This is a genomic window from Psychrobacter sp. N25K4-3-2, from assembly GCF_015351755.1.
GTDB classification, from domain to species: Bacteria; Pseudomonadota; Gammaproteobacteria; order Pseudomonadales; family Moraxellaceae; genus Psychrobacter; species Psychrobacter glaciei.
The window spans coordinates 163,944-183,226 of record NZ_JADKLX010000002.1 but is presented as its reverse complement, the minus strand read 5'-3'; the positions used below and the strand labels follow the sequence as shown (position 1 = coordinate 183,226).

The following is a 19,283-nucleotide window of genomic DNA, read 5'->3' as shown; positions in this document are numbered from 1 at the left end:
AGTTTTCCTCATGGACCATTTATCATGGTTTTTAGACGATAGTGATGGAGTTGGTATGAACCCAGTAGAGCAGTTTACCCCGAAAGAGCCGATTTTATTTAATCCTGTCGATATGCTATCGCCAGACTATATTGACCTGTCTGCAGATGAGCTGTATGCACGCATCTCACCGTTATATAGTGTTGATGAGCAGCGCTGGTTGTCTGACTTATTACCACTTGCCAAACCGAGTGACGAAGAGCGTGAAGCTGCGAGTGACCAGACGCGCCAGCTGGTTGAGTATGTGCGTAATGATGGCAAAGCGATCAAAATGGTCGATTCATTATTACTTGAATACAGCCTTGATACGCAAGAAGGTATTTTGCTGATGAGTTTGGCTGAAGCCCTGATTCGGGTGCCAGACAACTATACAGCTGATGCGCTGATTCGTGACAAAATGAGTGTGGCGGATTGGAAAAAGCATTTAAAAGATGACAATGGTTTTATGGTCAATGCCTCGACGTGGGGCATGATGATGACCGGCCGTGTCGTCAGTATCGACAACGGCACGACTGCCTCAGGATTTTTGGATCGAATGACCAAAAGAATGGGCGAGCCAATGATTCGGGCGGCGATGCAAAAAGCCATGCGTATTATGGGACATCAGTTTGTCCTTGGTGAGACGATTGAAGACGCCAACAAAAACAGTCAGCCGTATCGTAATAAAGGCTATACCTATTCGTTCGATATGCTGGGTGAAGCGGCGATTACCCATAGAGACGCTGAAAAATACTTCAACGACTATCTACATGCGATCAAAGCGACTGCCAATGTCAAAGTTCAAGAGGGTATGCCAAAGCCGTCAGTTTCTATCAAGCTGTCTGCACTGCATCCACGCTATGAAGCCACGCAAGAAGCTCAGGTGTTGGGATTATTGCGTCAGCGTTGCTTATTGCTGATCGAAGCGGCACGCGAAGTGGATGTGGATTTGAGCATCGATGCCGAAGAAGCCGATCGCCTTGAGATATCTCTAAAGCTGTTTGAGTCGCTCTATCGTGATTCGCTAACCGCTGGTTGGGATGGATTGGGCATAGTGGTGCAAGGTTACTCTAAGCGCGCCATTGCTATTTTTGCTTGGCTTGCACGCTTGGCAAAAGAAGTTGGCGATCGTATCCCGTTACGCTTGGTTAAGGGCGCTTATTGGGATACTGAGATTAAACTTGCCCAACAAAAAGGCTTGTCAGGATATCCCGTTTGGACACGTAAAGAAGGCACGGACACCGCTTATTTAGCCTGTGCGCGCTTTTTGTTGTCTGAGCATCTGCGCGGACTTATTTGGCCCCAGTTTGCGACCCATAATGCTCATACCTTGGCATCAGTGATGACCATGAGTGCGCATAGAGATTTTGAATTTCAGCGTTTGCATGGCATGGGTGATGCGCTTTATGACCATATCTTACAAACATACAAGATCCCTGTTCGTATTTATGCCCCAGTTGGTGCGCACAAAGACTTACTGCCATATCTAGTACGTCGTTTACTCGAAAATGGTGCGAATAGCTCATTTGTGCATCAGTTGTTAGATAAGTCTTATCCGATTGATAAGCTGACGGTGCACCCGTATGACAAGCTAGTAGCGAATGATACGTTAAACAATCCAGAGATTCCGTTGCCTTTAGAGATTTATGGCGATCGCCGTGCCAGCTTTGGTCCCAATATATTTGTAGAGTCGCAGTGGCTATTATTCAAAGCCGCGATTGACAGTCATTTAACAAAGACATGGTCAGCGTCTCCTATCATCAATGGGCAAGCAATTCATGACTCTTCAGTGGATGGTAAAGCTCAAAAGCTTGATAGTCATACAGTGCGTGCGCCGTGGAATCATGAAGTTATCGCAGGCGACGTACAATACGCCAATGCAGACTTGGCGCGTCAAGCCATTGATGCCGCAGTAGCCGGACAAAGCGCGTGGCAGGCAGTGCCAGCGGCAAAACGTGCGGCAATATTGCGCAAAATCGCTGATCTCTACGAAGAAAACTATGCTGAACTAATGGCCTTGTGCCAAGTTGAAGCTGGCAAGACCATGCAAGACAGTATTGATGAGATCAAAGAAGCCGTTGATTTCTGCCGTTTTTATGCGGATGAAGCGGAACGCTTAGACGCAAAAGCGCATGAGTTTACTGATTTATCTGGCAAGCAATCGTGTCAAGTGTATAAAGCGCGCGGCACCTTTGTATGCATTAGCCCTTGGAACTTCCCATTGGCTATTTATACCGGTCAGATTGTGGCAGCACTTGCCGCCGGTAATACCGTTGTCGCAAAACCTGCTGAGCAAACCAGTTTAATCGCGCATTTCGGTGCGCAGCTGATGTATCAAGCTGGGGTGCCAGTCGAGGCGCTACAGTTTGTCACTGGAGCAGGTGAAGTGGGTGGGGCATTAACCGCCGCTGACAATTTATCTGGTGTCATCTTTACTGGTTCGACCCAAACCGCGCAACGTATCAATCAAAGTCTAAATGATCATGCGCAAGCCAGCGGGGAGTTGCCTGTGTTTATCGCTGAGACAGGTGGTCAGAACGCCATGATTGTCGATTCAACAGCCTTGCCTGAACAAGTGGTCAGAGATGCCGTACTGTCTGCCTTTGGTTCGGCAGGTCAGCGTTGTTCAGCTTGTCGCATACTATGTGTACAAGAAGAAGTGGCTGATGAGTTGATTGAGCTACTGCAAGGCAATATGGCTGAGCTAGTCGTGGGTAACCCGCTGTATGCAGCTACCGATGTCGGCCCAGTCATTGATAATGATGCCAAGCAAGGTCTTGAGGCGCATATCGAACGCATGGTCGCTGAGCCAACGGCGAATATCTTGGCGCAGACACCGATGAGTGCCAGCTCGGTTGTGAGTCAAGAGCAGTCTACCTTTGTGTTACCAACTGCGATTGAAGTCAAAAGTATCGACGTGATTGGTGGTGAGCATTTCGGCCCGATATTACATGTGCTACGTTATCAAGCCCGTGATTTAAACAAGCTTATCGATGCTATCAATGCTACTGGCTTTGGCTTAACGCTAGGTATTCACAGCCGTATTGAAAATATTGTTGAGCATATTGAACGTCGTGCCTTTGTCGGTAATACCTATGTCAACCGTAACCAAATCGGCGCGGTCGTAAACGTACAGCCGTTCGGTGGCTGTGGTCTATCGGGTACGGGTCCAAAAGCGGGTGGTCCACATTACGTTGCCCGTCTCATGCAGCTAAGCTCTGAGTCAGTCGCTACTGAGCAAACAAGTGCTACTGAGCAAAACACTGCTACTAATACTAAAACTGAATCACTTACTCAACCAGAAATCGCATAAGGAGCAGCAACATGGCGACTGAATTTAAAAAAAATCATGCCCAGGTTTGTGAAGCTTGGCGATTACTTGGCGCAGTCAATCGTGCAACGTATCTACAAGCAGCCATCCCAAAACTGGCGCTGCTGACTGGTGATGTCAACAAGGCAAAGCGTCTATTCCATCATTTATTGAGCGCCGCGCCCAGTCTGGATGAAGTACAGCGTATGACGGGTGCAACGGGTGAGTCCAACGACTTATATGTCACTGGTCGTGGTAAGACGATGGTTATCGGCGGTGAGTCTGCGCGTGCAATGGCAGTACTTGGACAGCTAATCGCTGCATTATTGACGGGCAATGAAGTGATATTGCATTGTCCTAGTCAGGCTGAGATGTGTGATGAAGCAGCAAAAGTACTCTATGAAACTGGCATTAGCGATGATGTATTGAGTGTGGCTAATGATTCGCAAACGATCACGCTGTTATACATTGACCGTCTCGCGCAAGTTGCTGTTGCAGGTAATAACAGCGAAATACAGACAATCAGTCAAGAGCTTGCCAATACAGATGGTATTTTGACGCAAGTAATTGCTGTGACTGATATGGAAGGCATGTCAGAAATGCTAACGCCTGATTACCTTCATCGCTTTGTCACCGAGCGGGTAAGAACGATTAATACCACTGCTATTGGTGGTAATGCGAGCTTGCTTGAGCTTGGTACTTAGCCAAGGATTTAAGTAATGTCTGATGTCACAATAAAGACTCTAACTTAAAAAGTAATATGAATAAAAAACCGATATCTGAATCAATCAGGTATCGGTTTTCTCATGTCTAGATAAGCAAATTACGTGCAATTTTGTGCAAAGTTATTCAGCCGCGTCGATCCACACCCAGCCGTTCTCTAGCCATTCGCTCAAATCATCTGCATCAATATCCGTCACATCTTGGCTATTTAGGTGTTCGCCATTAGCCAAACGCACCAATACAGCGCCTGCTGCCTCGTCAAGCCCGTCAATGCGCTGACCATTTGCATATAGCGTAGTGCCCTCACTAGTCTGGCTATAGAGTAGACGATTGCTATAGTCCGCTTGCAACGTGGCACCTTCTGCTAGAGCTTGTATCAACTCATCGGTGTCTAACGTCTCTTCTGGCATCAGTGCATCATACTGGCGCTTGCTGACGACTTCAGACACTGCTTGGCGAATGATATCATCACCACGCTCAGACTGTAGCATTTGTAATAGCTGATCTTTGATGGCATTGATACTATCTGCTTGCAATTCACCTGATGCTTGCAGCGCTTGTGGCAACAGCATTGGGACAAATAAGTCGCTATCGTTGGTAGCGATATCAGCCAAGCTATCGATGATTTGCATTAAATTTGGACGACGACAGCCAAAAGAGAAAGTCAGGCAATCATCTTGTGCGACACCAAAGTGAGATAACTTAGGCGGCACATAAAGCACGTCACCGGCTTCTAGTATTTCATCAAATATAATCTCGCCCATATCATCAAACAATCGAATCGGCTCATCAGCGACGAACTCAGTATTTTTATCACAGAATTTACCCAGCTGCCAACGTCTAGACCCAAATCCTTGCGCTAAAAATACATCATAATCGTCATAATGTTTGCCGACTGAACCACCTTTTGGCGCATAGGAAACCATGATGTCATCACGTTGCCATTGCGGAATAAAGTCAAAGGCTTGCCACAATTGACCAAGTTCTGGTGACCACTGTTCCATATTCTGTACCAGCACGGTCCATTGATCGGGCAAGTTGTCAAAATCAGCCTCAACCAGTGGGCTTTTTTTGAGTTGCCATTGCGCTTGACCTTCTTTTTTACTGGCTGCTTGGGTCAGCAGACGCGCGCTGGCGTCTTCTTCAAGGGCTAGACCAAGCATGTCGTCAGGTTCAAACATGCCAATAAGTTGTGGTAAACCTTGCTTGATAAGCAATGGTTTTTTTTGCCAATACTCGCTCAAAAATTGCTCAGGAGTAATGGCGTCGGGCAAACAAAGGGGAATTGAGGTCATTGATAAGTCCATATCTGAAAATGGGTATAAGATTAATCGTGAGGAGTGCTTTATAGGAAGGTTCTAATAGTTTATGATTATCGCTTATCTGATAACCAGTCTTATTGACGTTAATTGCTACTTGTTAATGGTCAATATCAGAGCACCCCATCAATCGTAGGAAGTTTATGAAAAAATTACATTTTATCGTCATTATCGCTAGTATTTTTTTACTACAAGCCTGTGTACACAAGATAGTAACCGTACCAGCTAAAATCGCTTATAAAACCACTAAAGGTGTGGTTAAAGGTACCGTCGCTGTAGGTAAAGCCATCATACCGGGCGACAGTGATGACGACAAAAAAGATGATTAGTTTATTATTTGGCTGTTGTTTCTGGCTACTTGATCACGACATTATCGTGACGAATTTGAAATAGAGTAATCACCGCAGCAATCAGCCCACCGAGTAGTGCTAACGCCATGTCTTTGTGGGCATCCCAACTATCACCTTGCTGACCATTGTAAGCCTCTGCCGCTTCTGGCGATAAAGTCGCTGCAATTCCCCATTCTAATAGCTCGTAAAGCAGGCTTGATGACATATTAATCATGAGTGCAATGGCCATCAAAAGTTTGATGGATGATATCTTAAAAATAAATTTTGAGCTCTCAACCATCGCACTGAATAGCAAAAGCCCATAGCTAAAATGTACGAGCCTGTCATACATATTACGCTGCCAACCAAACAAATCGTTTAAGCTGACACCAAATATGAGCTGTGTCCAATCATCATAGGGCACATATGAATATAGATAACGTGCGCCTATAATATGAACGAATAGGAACATCGAAGCGAGGACATAGGAGCATGAGCTAATATGCCAGTAGCGATATGAGAACAGCATCAACCCTAAAAAAATCAAGGTACCCAACTGATGTAGTAGGTAGCTTGACCATTCTAGAGGCTCAATACTTGCCAGCACCATTACGATGAATACCGCAATGGTACTGACAGCTACTGATTTAAAGTTTTGCAATCCAATCTTTAATGGTAAGGGCTTGCTCAGTAGCATTACCAATATAAGTCGCTGGTGTCATGTCACGTAGGCGTGCTTTATCCGCATCGCTAACGGCAGACAACTCATCACTTTCAACAAACGTTAGCATGGCTTCGCGAGTCATGGCGTTCCCACGGGTCAATGCTTTAAGCTTCTCATATGGGTTTTCCACACGGTAGCGACGCATCACGGTTTGAATCGGCTCAGCCAATACTTCTTGTGCATTGTTTAAGTCATCATTCAAACGCTGCGCATTTAATTCAAGTTTACCAACGCCTTTTAGACAAGCATCAAAAGCAATCATACTTTGAGCTAAACCAACACCGATATTACGCAGTACGGTTGAGTCTGATAAGTCACGCTGCATACGTGAGATAGGCAGTTTTTCGCCCAAATGTGCCAACATCGCATTCGCAACGCCCAAGTTGCCTTCTGAGTTTTCAAAGTCAATCGGGTTGACTTTATGCGGCATGGTAGAAGAACCCACTTCGCCATCTTTTAGACGCTGTTTAAAATAGCCTAAGCTGATATATTGCCAAATATCACGGTTAAAATCGATCAAAATGGTATTGAAGCGTCTTACTACATCAAACAACTCAGCGATGTAATCATGCGGCTCAATTTGCGTGGTGTAAGGATTAAAGGCTAGCTCTAAACGCTCATTAATAAATTGCTCAGCATGCGTTTGCCAATCAACATCAGGATAAGCTGAGAAGTGCGCATTATAGTTACCGACAGCGCCATTGATTTTACCTAATAGCTCTACTTGGTTGATTTGCTTGATTTGACGGGCTAGGCGATAGGCCACGTTTGCCATCTCTTTACCAAGGGTTGTTGGGCTAGCTGTTTGACCATGGGTACGCGACAACATAGGCTGGTCTGCATGAGTAATGGCCAAATCAACGATGCTATCGGTCACTTGCTGCATTTTAGCAACCACAATCTCGCGGCTGTCTTTGAGCATCAACGCATATGATAAGTTATTGATATCTTCACTGGTACAGGCAAAGTGAATGAACTCAAGAGAATCAACCAAGGCTTCCTGACCACGGAATTTGTCTTTGATGAAGTACTCAACGGCTTTTACATCATGATTGGTCGTGGCTTCAATGTCTTTAATGGCTTGGGCATCTGCTTCACTAAAGTCATCAACGATTGCATTCAAAAAAGCATTGGTCTGGTCATCAAATGCTGCTAATTCACCAATTGCGCTGTTGTCAGCCAATGACTGTAACCAGCGGATTTCAACTGTCACGCGAGCTTTGATTAGACCGAATTCAGACAAATAAGGACGTAAACTGTCAGCTTTTGATGCGTAACGGCCATCAATCGGGGAGAGTGCGGTAAGTGGAGTCATGGTCATGCCTCATTGGTTATGAAAGTGAACGAAGTTAAAAAATATTAAAATACAAGAAAAAAATATGCTTAGAATCCGCAAGGCGCATCAATTGACGCAATCACGCCACCGCCTAAACAAACCTCATCAATATAAAAGACTGCTGATTGACCCGGAGTGACTGCGCGTTGTGGCTCGTCAAACACCACTTTTACCTCTAAACCTTTATCATCAATAGCAAATACATGACAGGCTTGATCTGGCTGGCGGTAGCGTGCTTTTGCCATACAGAGTAAACCCTCTGTGGTAAAAACTTCCGCAGGTGGTAGACCATCAACCCAATCCATTTTATAAGCGGTTAGCTCATTACTGAGCATCATTGGATGTTCGTGCCCTTGACCAACGATCAAACGGTTTTTGTCTAGGTCTTTTGCCAATACAAACCAAGGCTCTTCTGGGCGATCTTTGACACCGCCGATACCGATACCGCCACGCTGACCCAAGGTATAATACATCAAGCCATCATGAGTGCCGATGGTATGCCCATCGTCAGTCACGATATCGCCTTTTTGGGCAGGCAGGTATTGTTGTAAAAAGTCCTTAAAACGACGCTCACCGATGAAGCAGATACCTGTAGAGTCTTTCTTTTTGGCCGTCGCCAAATCATGCTCTTCTGCAATCTGACGTACGACAGGTTTTTCGAGCTCGCCAACTGGAAATAGCGTCTTGGCAATTTTATCGCCACCAACCGCATGTAAGAAGTAGCTCTGATCTTTATTATTATCCAAGCCGCGTAATAGCTGAGCGACCTCATCACCATTGGCGTTGGTGTAATTCATACTGCGGCGCGTATAGTGACCAGTGGCAATGTAATCGGCACCAAGGGTCAAGGCATAGTCTAAGAACGCCTTAAACTTAATCTCTTTATTACATAAAATATCTGGATTGGGTGTACGTCCAGCTTTATATTCCGCTAAAAAGTGCTCAAAAACCCGATCCCAATATTCCATGGCAAAATTGGCCGTGTGCAGCTTCATACCGATTTTATCGCATACCGCTTGCGCGTCGGCCAAATCGTCCATCGCTGTACAGTATTCGGTACCGTCATCTTCTTCCCAGTTTTTCATAAACAGACCCTCGACCTTAAAGCCTGCTTGCTGAAGCAAGACAGCCGATACGGAAGAGTCGACCCCGCCTGACATACCGACAATCACATGCTTGCTGCTAGGATTATCGATATCGGCAAGCGTCAAAGTACGCTGGGCGTTAAAAGAATCAGAAACGGGTATGCTTGAAGTGTTTGGCATGACTGACATAGAGCGGCTCAACTTTTTATACCTTATCCAAATTTGAACGACTACTGAAATTAATGTAACCCCTAGGGTTAACAGGCTTAGCGATTTGATAATCTCAGCTTATCTTTTGGACTTATCTCTTAGACTGGGTATTATGATAAAATAAGCGTCATATTATACCAGTTAATTAAAACTGGTGGCGAGCTAAGCGGTCTTACCGTTAGAAAATAGCTTTAAAAATTCAGATAGTGGTTTTCAATTATTTTAATCACGCTCAATTTGGAATAATAATGATAAAAATTGGTCAAGGTATCGACGTTCATGCTTTTCATAATAATGGTCAGCAGCAGCAATATGTCATCTTAGCAGGCGTGCCTATTGAGCATACCCACAGTTTGCTTGCGCATTCCGATGGAGATGTAGTGTTACACGCCCTCGCGGATGCGCTGCTTGGTGCACTGGCACTTGGTGATATCGGTCAACATTTTCCTGATACCGATGCGGCACATGCAGGCTTGGATTCACGAGTCTTGCTACGTTATGTCTATGGTAAAGTACAAGAAGCAGGGTATCGGCTAGGCAATGCTGATATCACCGTAATGTGCGAACGTCCAAAGCTGGCACCGCACAGTCAAGCCATGCGTGACAATATCGCCAGTGATTTACATACTGATATTGGAAATATCAGCGTTAAGGCGACCACCACTGAAAAACTAGGCTTTACCGGTCGGCAAGAAGGCATCATGGCTAATGCCGTGGTATTATTAGTTCCTGCCATCTAACCTAACGTCATCGAACCTAGCTAGAGAGCGATTGACTAAAAGAATGATTGGCTGAACCGATATGTAGATTTTGCTTGTAATACTATGACGATTGCCCCATATCTTCATATAATTATTTTGTTATATAAATAACCGTTTTAATGAACCGCTTTATCAATAGGAGCTTTTATGAGTGAACAAACCCCAAATACTGCTGCAAACAATGTTGAACAATTGATCCGTGATCAAATCAAAGATAATAAAGTTATCTTATACATGAAAGGCACGCCGCAATTTCCACAATGTGGCTTTTCTGCTAAATCGATTGAGGTTCTTACTCAGATCGGTCGTCCGTTTGCCTTTGTAAATATTTTAGAAAACCCAGAAATCCGTGCAACGTTGCCAAAAGTTGCCAATTGGCCAACGTTCCCGCAGTTATGGATTGATGGCGAGTTGATGGGCGGATCAGATATCATTTTGCAGATGTATCAATCAGGTGAGCTTAAGCCGTTGGTTGAAGCAAACAGCCCTGCTGCCTAATATTTAAGCGCTTTTATTGGACTGTATTAATGTCTAAATAATCGTCGCATAATAATGACGCACAGCGAATCCGAGTAGCCTCTCTTAAAAGATTGGACTGGCTGCTCGGGTTTTTTATTGTCTATGCAATTAATTGTTTTTATAGGTTTTAACCCCATATAGTGTTCAAGATAAACCCAGTTTACATAATAAGAGAGCCTTATGAATACTAAATTAAATAATAATGAACTCACTGAACCACAAGCGGCTGATCAAGAAAATGACCAAAAAAATAAGCAGCAAGAAGTCGCCGAGCAAGCTGCGATTGAAAAGCGCCGTGACTATTTAAAAAGTGAATCGACACGCATTACAGAAATTGCAGGTAACGAGTCAAATTCAGCACTCAAATGTATTCATCAGCTCAGTGTGGCGGGTGGTGCGACTGAAGGCACTTATATTGCTATCGAACAACGTGTCGTTGCGGATCAAGATACCGCGGGTGCTTACCATCTAGCTTTGATGGCACAAAACACGCCAGATCTACCGATTGATGCCCGTCAGCTTATTGAGCTGGTTGTCAATAAAGGGGATAACGATCAGCGCTTGGCACTACTTAAGAACTTACCACTGCCGCCAGTAGATATGATTAAAGAACAGATTTTAGCCAGTGACGATGGTGATGCCATTGGTTTGATGAATGCATATTTACAGATCAATCCAGAGGGTTATGGTAGCCATCATATGCTGGGTAGTGGTCAGGCAGATCGTATTGTACCGCTGAGTCCTGGTAACAGCTTAGACCTGAAGTAATCATGATAATTTAGTATTTGCGAGAAAGTGCTCATGGGTTAAAGGGTACTGCGAAAGCTTAATTTCAATAGTTTTTGCAGTAACGTTTTTTAAGCATCAAAAAATTGTTATAATGATGGGTTATCTAACCAATGACTAACGACTTATCTGAGTCGTTAACTTTTTTAAATTCGACTGACGTTTATTTGCTGATTGCTATTGATAATAGACTTTGGCTGACAGTAGCGTTATGAGTCAAGCGAGGCATGCATGCAATATCCAAAACATTACGACGTGGTAGTTATCGGTGGCGGTCATGCCGGTACGGAAGCTGCCTTGGCAGCCGCACGTATGGGCGCGCAGACCTTGCTGTTGACGCATAATATTGAGACGTTGGGGCAGATGAGCTGTAATCCAGCGATTGGCGGAATTGGTAAATCACACTTGGTACGTGAGATTGATGCGTTGGGCGGTGCCATGGCGCTAGCAACTGATAAAGCGGGTATTCAGTTTCGCGTATTGAACAGCCGTAAAGGTGCTGCCGTACGCGCGACACGTGCGCAAGCGGATCGTATTCTTTATAAGGCTTCTATTCGCCATACATTAGAGAACCAGCCCAACCTAGATTTATTTCAGCAAAGCGCTGATGATATTTTGGTAGAAAATGGTCGCGCAACGGCGGTTGTCAGCTCGACAGGCATTATCTTTAAGACTGAAACAGTGGTTTTGACTTCAGGCACTTTCTTGGGCGGTGTGATTCATATCGGTTTAGAAAACTCAAAAGGTGGACGCGCAGGAGATCAACCATCTATCAAGCTGGCTGACCGTTTACGTGAATTGAAATTACCCGTTGGTCGCTTAAAGACTGGTACACCAGCGCGTATCGATGCGCGTAGCGTTGACTTTAGTGTGATGACCGTACAGCCGGGTGATACGCCGTTGCCAGTGATGAGCTACATGGGTGATGTATCGATGCATCCAGAGCAGGTCAACTGCTATATCACGCATACCAATGCGCGCACCCATGACATCATCCGTGAGAATTTAGACCGCTCACCGATGTTCTCTGGCAAAATCGAAGGCGTGGGTCCACGTTATTGTCCATCGATTGAAGACAAAATCCATCGTTTTGCGGATAAAGACAGCCATCAAATCTTTATTGAGCCAGAAGGTCTGACCACGCACGAGCTATATCCAAACGGTATCTCAACCAGTTTGCCGTTTGATGTGCAGTTAGACTTTATTCATAGTATGAAAGGGTTAGAAAACGCGCATATTACTCGCCCAGGTTATGCGATTGAATATGATTACTTTGATCCACAGAATCTGAAGCCAACGCTTGAGACTAAGTCTATTGATCGTTTGTACTTTGCTGGTCAAATTAACGGAACGACTGGCTACGAAGAAGCGGGCGTGCAGGGTCTACTAGCAGGTACTAATGCGGCACTCGTCACCACTAATAATAGTGAGTTTGAGACGTGGACACCGCGCCGCGATGAAGCGTATCTTGGTGTGCTTGTTGATGATTTGATTACCCATGGCACGACTGAGCCATATCGCATGTTCACGAGCCGCGCAGAATATCGCCTACTGCTACGTGAAGACAATGCGGATCAACGCTTAACTGAGACGGGTCGTAAGCTTGGCTTGGTAGATGATGTGCGCTGGCAGGCTTATCAAGAAAAAGTGGAAGCGATTACGACAGAGACTTCACGTCTAAAAGACATGTGGGCAACACCTGCCAATGCGTTAGGCAAACAAGTCACTGAACAAACTGGTGAAGTGCTCTCTAAAGAATCGACAGCCTTTGATTTGCTTAAGCGTCCGCAGATTCACTTTGCTGATATTGCTGCTATTACAGACTCAAAAGTCGACACACAAGTGGGTGAGCAGATAGAGATTTCTGTCAAATACGCAGGTTACATTGATCGTCAGCAAGAAGACATCGATCAAATGAAGCGTCTAGAGAATACTGCACTGCCACTAGACTTTGATTACAGTGTGGTATCAGGATTATCAAATGAGATTGTGCAAAAGCTCACGCAAGTTCGTCCTGCCACGCTGGCTCAAGCTGGACGTGTGAGTGGCGTTACGCCTGCTGCCATACAGCTTTTGGCAATGACGGTTAAAAAACACAAAAAAGCGAAAGCGGCTTTGGGCTCTTAAACTTAGCACAATCACGCATATAGAGTACAAAAAAGCCCGTGATAATACGTTATCACGGGTTTTTATTTGTCAAAAATACAGTTGCCATTAAAAGAAAACGACGCAACCTTGTTTTACAGGCTACTTTGTCTCTATACTGGGTTAGAGAGTTTCATTATTACTTGTTAATTTATCTCGTTGATGTCCATATTATGATGGGCTTGTCATCGAATTGAGCCTATTTATGATTGATGCTATTGTCTTTGCCATTACTATTGTCCTGCCCAACCTTGCCTTGATGTGGTTGGGTTTTTTTATGCAAAGACGTGGTGAGGCGAGCCAGACGTTTATTGACCAAGCATCGAGCTTTGTTTTTAATTACTGTTTGCCGTGTTTGCTTTTTTTTAGCGTTGTCGATAGTGATGTCGATTACAGCAAACAAATCACGCTGATAGTGGCTGGTATTTTAGTGACATTCATTTTGTTTATTGGTGCAGAGATTTACGCCAAATATTTTGTGAGCAAACCGGCTGATCAAGGGGTGTTTGTACAAGGCATATTTCGGAGCAATATGGCCATTATTGGACTGGCAACGGTGGCTAATGCCTATGGGGAACGGGGCTTAAGCATCGGCGCAGTCTATATGGGTGTGGTCACGATATTGTTTAATATCTTAGCAGTTATAACCCTCAGTCGTGTGTCTAAAAGTGTGGATGATACGTGGGTTAGTCGCAGTACCATGATTGTCAAAAAGCTGTTTACCAACCCATTGATCATCGCATTAGTAGCGGCATTTGCTTATAAGGCATTACCGCTACCACCTATTACAGGTGTGATTCATACGACTGGTGATTTACTCGCCGCGGTGGCATTGCCGTTAGCGTTGATTTGCGCCGGTGCCAGTATTGATTTGAAGTCAATGTTGCACCCTTCTGGATTGTCCATGCAGGCCAGTATCGGTCGTATTGTCATTGCGCCATTGATTGCCATCGCTATTGGATTGGGTTTTGGTCTATCAGGTGTGCATATGGGTGTATTGTTTTTGATGGCAGCAGCACCCACAGCTGCCGCCAGCTACGTAATGGCAAAAGCCATGGGTGGTAATGATGTGTTAGCCGCGAATATCTTAGCTTTTACCACTGTCGTAGGCATGTTTGGAATGGCGATTGGCGCGGCAATATTACGTGGTATAGGTCTTATTTGAACTATATCATCCTTAATTACATGGGAACCTAATTGACTCTAATTTAGTATTAATGAAATTTAGTCAGGTTTTTATTGAAATATTTAAATCTGTGATGTATTGTTACCTAAAATTACTATCTATAACAATATAAAGACACTGTTGAGTCTAACTTCAGGTAACTAAATGCTATTTATTATATTAAAGAATTTAATTGCTGTTGCTTGTGTTTATGCCGCTTATAAAGTTTCCAAGAATTTCTTTAATGATAACCAAAAATTGTTGCGTATTATAGTTGCTTTTATACTGACGATCGTTTTTTTTGGTATTACGAATGGAATACTTAATTTAATAACGCCAAGCGTTAATGTTGAAAAGCAACTACAAAAAGAAAAGATATTTGTTACCTTGAAGCAAAAATATCCTAAAGAGTACCAGTCGATAGTTGAAGAGGTTAAGCTTGAATCAAAAATAAATAAACTCAATGAAAGTGAAGTTGTTTTATCTGCTGATCAACTATTAGCTCCTTTAGCCTTAAAGCTTGTTATCGATGCAAGTGATAACTCTCGTTATAAATTCACTAAATCCTATTCTCAAACAATCAGTCTGCTCAAAAATAAGGGTGGAACTTTATGCTACGACATGATGCATAATCAAGATGACATTACCCATGCTGAGATGAATATAGTAGATGAAGTGTTTACAGAAAGTGGTATGCAAGAGGCTGTTTTGACTATTATTAACGACAATAAAATAGGCAAAGCAGTCGCTTCTCAAAGAGATATGGATAAAATGGAGAAGAAAATATTTAAACAATTAATGAGAAAACATGGTGAAGATATAACGTTACTCATAAATCCGAAAAATGCTGTATCAGTTGAAGATAAACAAACAGTTTGTCAGATAGTTATTGATCTGTATGGGCTAATGAATGACCCTAATAGCAAAGTAAAAATGGCAGTACTACGACGAAATATGCAAAGTATGTCGCCCAGCATGACTAGCCTAAACACGAAAAATAGTAGTACAAAAATCGCTGCACCAGTGCTCACGCCAGAGCCAGAAATGGCGGCACCTGCATTTTAATTGATTATAAATTACGTATGACTATCTTTGCTTTTAATTAATTTTGTTGTGAATTTTGAAAATGCTGCTATTGTCTTGCCTGATAGATAAAGGCATTATAAGACGTACATGGGTATTGTATAAATGGATGTAAAAATAACTCTATAATAAATACAAATATAAGTTCATAAATTAAATAAGCAAGGAGCGTTCAAGTGCAATTATTAAATCAAGCGGTAGTGACCGAACATCTCAATATGCAAGCTGCGATCGAGGCGATTGAAAGCTTGTTAACTCAGCAAGCAGCACATCCTAATTGGGTTAAAGCACCTGAGCGCTTGGTTATTGAGACCTTTAGTGAAGATAAGAATCACAGCTCAGGCTCACATCTATCAATGCCAGCGACTATTTATGATGGTGATCAAGAGTACACCACGGTGAAGCTAGTCACCATTTGCCCTGATAATCCCAATCGTAATATGCCAACGACCACCGCTATCATCACTGTCTCCAACAATGATACGGGTGAGATATTAGCGATTATGGATGGCATTTATATTACGCAAGTGCGTACGGCGGCATTGTCAGGTATCGCAACCAAATATATGGCAAAATCTGATTGCCAAAGTGTGGCGGTTGTCGGTTGTGGCGGTATGGCTTATGAGCAGCTGCATGCTGTAATGACAGTGCGCCCTGATATTAAAAAAGTGTATTTATGGAACAGAAACAATGAAGGTGCTGAGCAATTTAAGACTAAATTTGCTCGTGATTATGCGCAGTGGGACGTTGAGATTCAGGTTTGCAAAGAGATCGGTGAAGCTATCCGTGATGCCGATATTATCAACGTAGCGACTCGCGCAACCGAAGGTTTATTTGGCATCGAACAAATTAAATCTGATGCACATATCAATGCCGTTGGTGCTTATCAGCCCTCGATGAAAGAGATTAGCAATGATGTGGTAGCAGGTAGTAATATGGTCGTCGTGGATGATTTGGCTGGTAGTCGTCACGAGGCTGGCGATTTGATTCAAGCGCATGATGCTTCTGACTGCGCATGGACATGGGATGACCTTAGTGGCGATTTACAAGCGCTGGTAACAGGCGAGCTAAAAGAAGATACGACTAAGTCTAAAAAAGGCATCACCCTATTTAAATCAGTAGGTGCCGCCAGTTTCGATGCGGCAGTCGCTCTGTATATTGCCAAGCAGGCTGTACAAAAAAATATCGGTTCATCAGTGGATTGGTAATACTGTTTATCACAGAACAATTGGCAAAAGTGCTACATCTTAATCAGCAATAAAAAAGCCCCCTTTTCAAATAAGAAAAGGGGGCTTTTGACATTAGCTTTAGTTATCTCTATCGCGCTTATCTTCACGGCGCTGTTTGCGTTTTGGACTGGTACGATACGTTAAATACCCACCAACGACCATAACAGCGATGAACGCTATAATGTACAAAAATATCGACGAACCAATAAAGGCAGACGGTTCCATAACCATAATCTCATTAAAAGTTATGAATGATTATGCAAGTGCGGCTGCCGATTGTAAAGTAAACAAGTTTAGCTCAGGTGTAAGTTCAAGTGAACGCAAACGTGCTGCTTGATCATAGACGTTTGCAGTGACAATCAACTCATCTGGCTGATATTGGGCAAGGAACTTAGCCAATTTGGGCTTGACCGTTTCAACAGAGCCAATGAACGAGATCGATAGCGCATTGTCCACCATCATTTTCTCTGCTTGACTCCAGATGCTATCCATATCGTAAGTTGGTTTTGGCATTTGACCCGTTTCACCACGGCGCAAACGTACGAAGCTCTGCTGCGCTGAGGTAAAGTGATAATGGGCAGTCGCATCGTCATCAGCCAATAGTAAGTTCGCTGCTACCATCACATATGGCTTGTCTAAATAGGCTGAAGGCTTGAACTGTTCACGATAAGTAGAGATTGCCTGACTAAGCATTTGCGGTGCAAAGTGGGAAGCGAACACGTAAGGCAGTCCTAAATGTGCGGCCAAGGTCGCCCCAAAAAGCGATGAGCCTAATATCCAGATAGGAATATTTGATTTAGCGCCAGGGAATGCTTGGACAGGACTGTTGTCAGTCGTATTGCCTAAAAAGTACATTAATTCCTGTACATCTTGTGGAAAACGATCAGCATCTTGCATTTGACGGCGTAGTGCCTGAAAAGTCGCGCCATCTGTACCAGGAGCACGTCCTAAACCTAAGTCGATACGGTCGCCATAGAGCGCTTGTAACGTCCCGAATTGCTCAGCAATCACCAGTGGGGCATGGTTAGGAAGCATTACGCCGCCAGCTCCGATACGTATGCGCTCGGTTTGACTACCAATATGCGCTAGTAGTACTGAGGTCGCCGCACTCGCAATGCCAGGCATGTTGTGATGTTCTGCCATCCAATAACGGTTTAAGCCGACTTTTTCTGCAAGCTGTGCGGTCTCAACCGTCTGGGCGATACCTTCAGCAATGGTATGACCTTCAGGAACGGGGGCTAAGTCTAAAAAAGATAAGGGAATGGTATTACTCATAGATCACCTGTTTTATAAAGTTAAAAGCATTCATGGTCGTTCTGACAGTCTTATATAGGCTGTTTATTAAAAACCATTGAACGCTTGTCACTTCATATTATGGGGTAGTTATTATGGATATAAAGGCAGATGTAAATAAGGATAACAAAAAAAGGTATCGCTATTTGATGATAGCGATGCCTTTTTCTTCTTTAAGTAAATGTCATTTTAGCTGAGCTTATGGAACTGAATTTACTGTGCTGAGCCTACTGGCTGAACTGCTTTTGGCACAGCTCCATAAAAGCACGCCCATATTGGCGAATTTCGGCATCGTCACGTACGGCCATCCAACTGGTAAAGCGGCCAAAATGATCTACTGGAATAGCTGTCAAGTTCTGATAATGACTCGGCTCAAACGCCATCTCGGCGATAATACCAATCCCTAAACCAAGACCAACATAAGTGCTAATCACATCGGCATCGAGTGCTGCCAAAACAATGTCTGGCTCAAGACCTGCATCTGTAAAGGTTTTATCAATCGCACCGCGTCCGGTAAAACCACCGTGATAGGTAACAATTGGATAGCTGGCGAGGGTCGGCAAATCAATAGATTCGTAACTGGCAAGCTCATGATCGCTTGGCACGATAACGCGATGCGTCCAGTCATAATAGCGATAACAGCGCAGATAGTTATTATGGAGCAACGACTCGGTTGCAATACCGATGTCAGCTTGCCCGCGTATCACCATTTGGGCGATGGTCTCAGGATCCGCCTGTTGCAAGATTAGATTCACTTTAGGAAAGCGTTCTTTAAACTCTTTGACCACTTGCGGCAACACGTAACGCGCCTGCGTATGGGTGGTGGCAATGGTTAAGGTACCAACATTGGGGTTGTTAAAATCGAGGCTCAAGTTCTCAATCGTACGGATTTCAGCAAAGATGGACTCGATATGCGGCATGAGCGCTGTGCCCATGGTCGTCAGACCGGTCAAGCGCTTGCCTTGACGCACGAACACCTCAGTTTTTAGTTGGTTTTCAAGCGCTGCGATATGCTTGGATAAGCTTGACTGACTGGTGTGCAGTACCGTTGCCGCTTGACTTAAGTTATAGCCATTGATCACCGTATGCCACACCGTCTCCAACTGCTTAAGTTGAATTTGCAAGTGCCGCTGATTGACCACTACGTCGATTGCCATAACTGAATCCTATTGTATAAATATACAAATCCTGTCTGTATATAGAAATAAAAACGAACAAATATGCCGTAAGCGACCAGTGTAAATCAAA

17 protein-coding genes are annotated in these 19,283 nt (G+C 43.9%); 10 read left to right on the top strand and 7 right to left on the bottom strand.

Going from position 1 to position 19,283, the window contains the following annotated elements; genetic code table 11:
• Positions 1-55 precede the first annotated feature (55 nt).
• On the top strand, positions 56-3,331 hold the full coding sequence (putA, locus tag IOD06_RS05830; protein WP_194620416.1) for a bifunctional proline dehydrogenase/L-glutamate gamma-semialdehyde dehydrogenase PutA: 3,276 nt from the start codon (positions 56-58) through the stop codon (positions 3,329-3,331).
• Between the two features lie 11 nt (positions 3,332-3,342).
• Positions 3,343-4,032, top strand: a complete 690-nt coding sequence (locus IOD06_RS05825) for a 1-pyrroline-5-carboxylate dehydrogenase (RefSeq protein WP_194619878.1) — start codon at positions 3,343-3,345, stop codon at positions 4,030-4,032.
• 141 nt (positions 4,033-4,173) lie between these two features.
• Here the strand turns inward: IOD06_RS05825 and IOD06_RS05820 are convergent, their stop codons facing one another.
• The gene (locus IOD06_RS05820) at positions 4,174-5,346 is read right to left on the bottom strand and encodes a cupin domain-containing protein (protein WP_194619876.1); all 1,173 of its coding nucleotides are present in this window, start codon (positions 5,344-5,346) and stop codon (positions 4,174-4,176) included.
• A 167-nt stretch (positions 5,347-5,513) separates the two neighbouring features.
• Here IOD06_RS05820 and IOD06_RS05815 point away from each other — a divergent pair, with 167 nt between their 5' ends.
• Positions 5,514-5,699 carry an NF038104 family lipoprotein gene (locus IOD06_RS05815; RefSeq protein ID WP_010201200.1) on the top strand — a complete coding sequence of 62 codons (186 nt, stop codon included), beginning with the start codon at positions 5,514-5,516 and terminating at the stop codon, positions 5,697-5,699.
• Between the two features lie 25 nt (positions 5,700-5,724).
• On the opposite strand, the gene IOD06_RS05810 is transcribed toward IOD06_RS05815, so the two are convergent.
• From IOD06_RS05810 to mnmA, 3 genes are all read right to left on the bottom strand, one after another.
• Positions 5,725-6,360, bottom strand: coding sequence for a DUF2238 domain-containing protein (locus tag IOD06_RS05810; RefSeq protein ID WP_227669934.1), 636 nt, complete (start codon positions 6,358-6,360; stop codon positions 5,725-5,727).
• Positions 6,347-7,738 (bottom strand): adenylosuccinate lyase, encoded by a 1,392-nt coding sequence (gene purB / locus IOD06_RS05805; protein ID WP_194619874.1) that lies wholly within the window; start codon positions 7,736-7,738, stop codon positions 6,347-6,349. Before purB ends, IOD06_RS05810 begins: the two co-directional genes overlap by 14 nt.
• A 68-nt stretch (positions 7,739-7,806) precedes the next feature.
• On the bottom strand, positions 7,807-9,033 hold the full coding sequence (gene mnmA, locus IOD06_RS05800) for a tRNA 2-thiouridine(34) synthase MnmA (protein ID WP_194620414.1): 1,227 nt from the start codon (positions 9,031-9,033) through the stop codon (positions 7,807-7,809).
• Positions 9,034-9,302: 269 nt separating this feature from the next.
• On the opposite strand from mnmA, the gene ispF reads away from it, so the two are divergent.
• The 7 genes from ispF to IOD06_RS05765 all read left to right on the top strand — a co-directional run bounded on the left by ispF (position 9,303) and on the right by IOD06_RS05765 (position 16,721).
• The gene (gene ispF / locus IOD06_RS05795; RefSeq protein ID WP_194619872.1) at positions 9,303-9,794 is read left to right on the top strand and encodes a 2-C-methyl-D-erythritol 2,4-cyclodiphosphate synthase; all 492 of its coding nucleotides are present in this window, start codon (positions 9,303-9,305) and stop codon (positions 9,792-9,794) included.
• 168 nt (positions 9,795-9,962) lie between these two features.
• Positions 9,963-10,313 (top strand): Grx4 family monothiol glutaredoxin, encoded by a 351-nt coding sequence (grxD, locus tag IOD06_RS05790; RefSeq protein WP_194619870.1) that lies wholly within the window; start codon positions 9,963-9,965, stop codon positions 10,311-10,313.
• Positions 10,314-10,514: 201 nt separating this feature from the next.
• Positions 10,515-11,102, top strand: a complete 588-nt coding sequence (locus IOD06_RS05785; protein WP_227669933.1) for a hypothetical protein — start codon at positions 10,515-10,517, stop codon at positions 11,100-11,102.
• Positions 11,103-11,351: 249 nt separating this feature from the next.
• Complete coding sequence (mnmG, locus tag IOD06_RS05780) at positions 11,352-13,247, top strand: tRNA uridine-5-carboxymethylaminomethyl(34) synthesis enzyme MnmG (RefSeq protein WP_194619868.1); 1,896 nt, start codon at positions 11,352-11,354, stop codon at positions 13,245-13,247.
• Between the two features lie 223 nt (positions 13,248-13,470).
• The gene (locus IOD06_RS05775) at positions 13,471-14,430 is read left to right on the top strand and encodes an AEC family transporter (protein WP_194619866.1); all 960 of its coding nucleotides are present in this window, start codon (positions 13,471-13,473) and stop codon (positions 14,428-14,430) included.
• A gap of 165 nt (positions 14,431-14,595) precedes the next feature.
• Positions 14,596-15,495, top strand: a complete 900-nt coding sequence (locus IOD06_RS05770; protein WP_189584897.1) for a hypothetical protein — start codon at positions 14,596-14,598, stop codon at positions 15,493-15,495.
• A 194-nt stretch (positions 15,496-15,689) separates the two neighbouring features.
• Positions 15,690-16,721, top strand: a complete 1,032-nt coding sequence (locus tag IOD06_RS05765; protein WP_194619864.1) for an ornithine cyclodeaminase family protein — start codon at positions 15,690-15,692, stop codon at positions 16,719-16,721.
• Between the two features lie 99 nt (positions 16,722-16,820).
• On the opposite strand, the gene IOD06_RS05760 is transcribed toward IOD06_RS05765, so the two are convergent.
• From IOD06_RS05760 to IOD06_RS05750, 3 genes are all read right to left on the bottom strand, one after another.
• A complete protein-coding gene (locus tag IOD06_RS05760; protein ID WP_189584903.1) occupies positions 16,821-16,967 on the bottom strand; it encodes a hypothetical protein in 147 nt (48 codons plus the stop codon).
• A 30-nt stretch (positions 16,968-16,997) separates the two neighbouring features.
• On the bottom strand, positions 16,998-18,017 hold the full coding sequence (locus IOD06_RS05755) for an LLM class flavin-dependent oxidoreductase (protein ID WP_194619862.1): 1,020 nt from the start codon (positions 18,015-18,017) through the stop codon (positions 16,998-17,000).
• Positions 18,018-18,262: 245 nt separating this feature from the next.
• The gene (locus IOD06_RS05750) at positions 18,263-19,192 is read right to left on the bottom strand and encodes a LysR substrate-binding domain-containing protein (RefSeq protein WP_010201236.1); all 930 of its coding nucleotides are present in this window, start codon (positions 19,190-19,192) and stop codon (positions 18,263-18,265) included.
• Positions 19,193-19,283 lie beyond the last annotated feature (91 nt).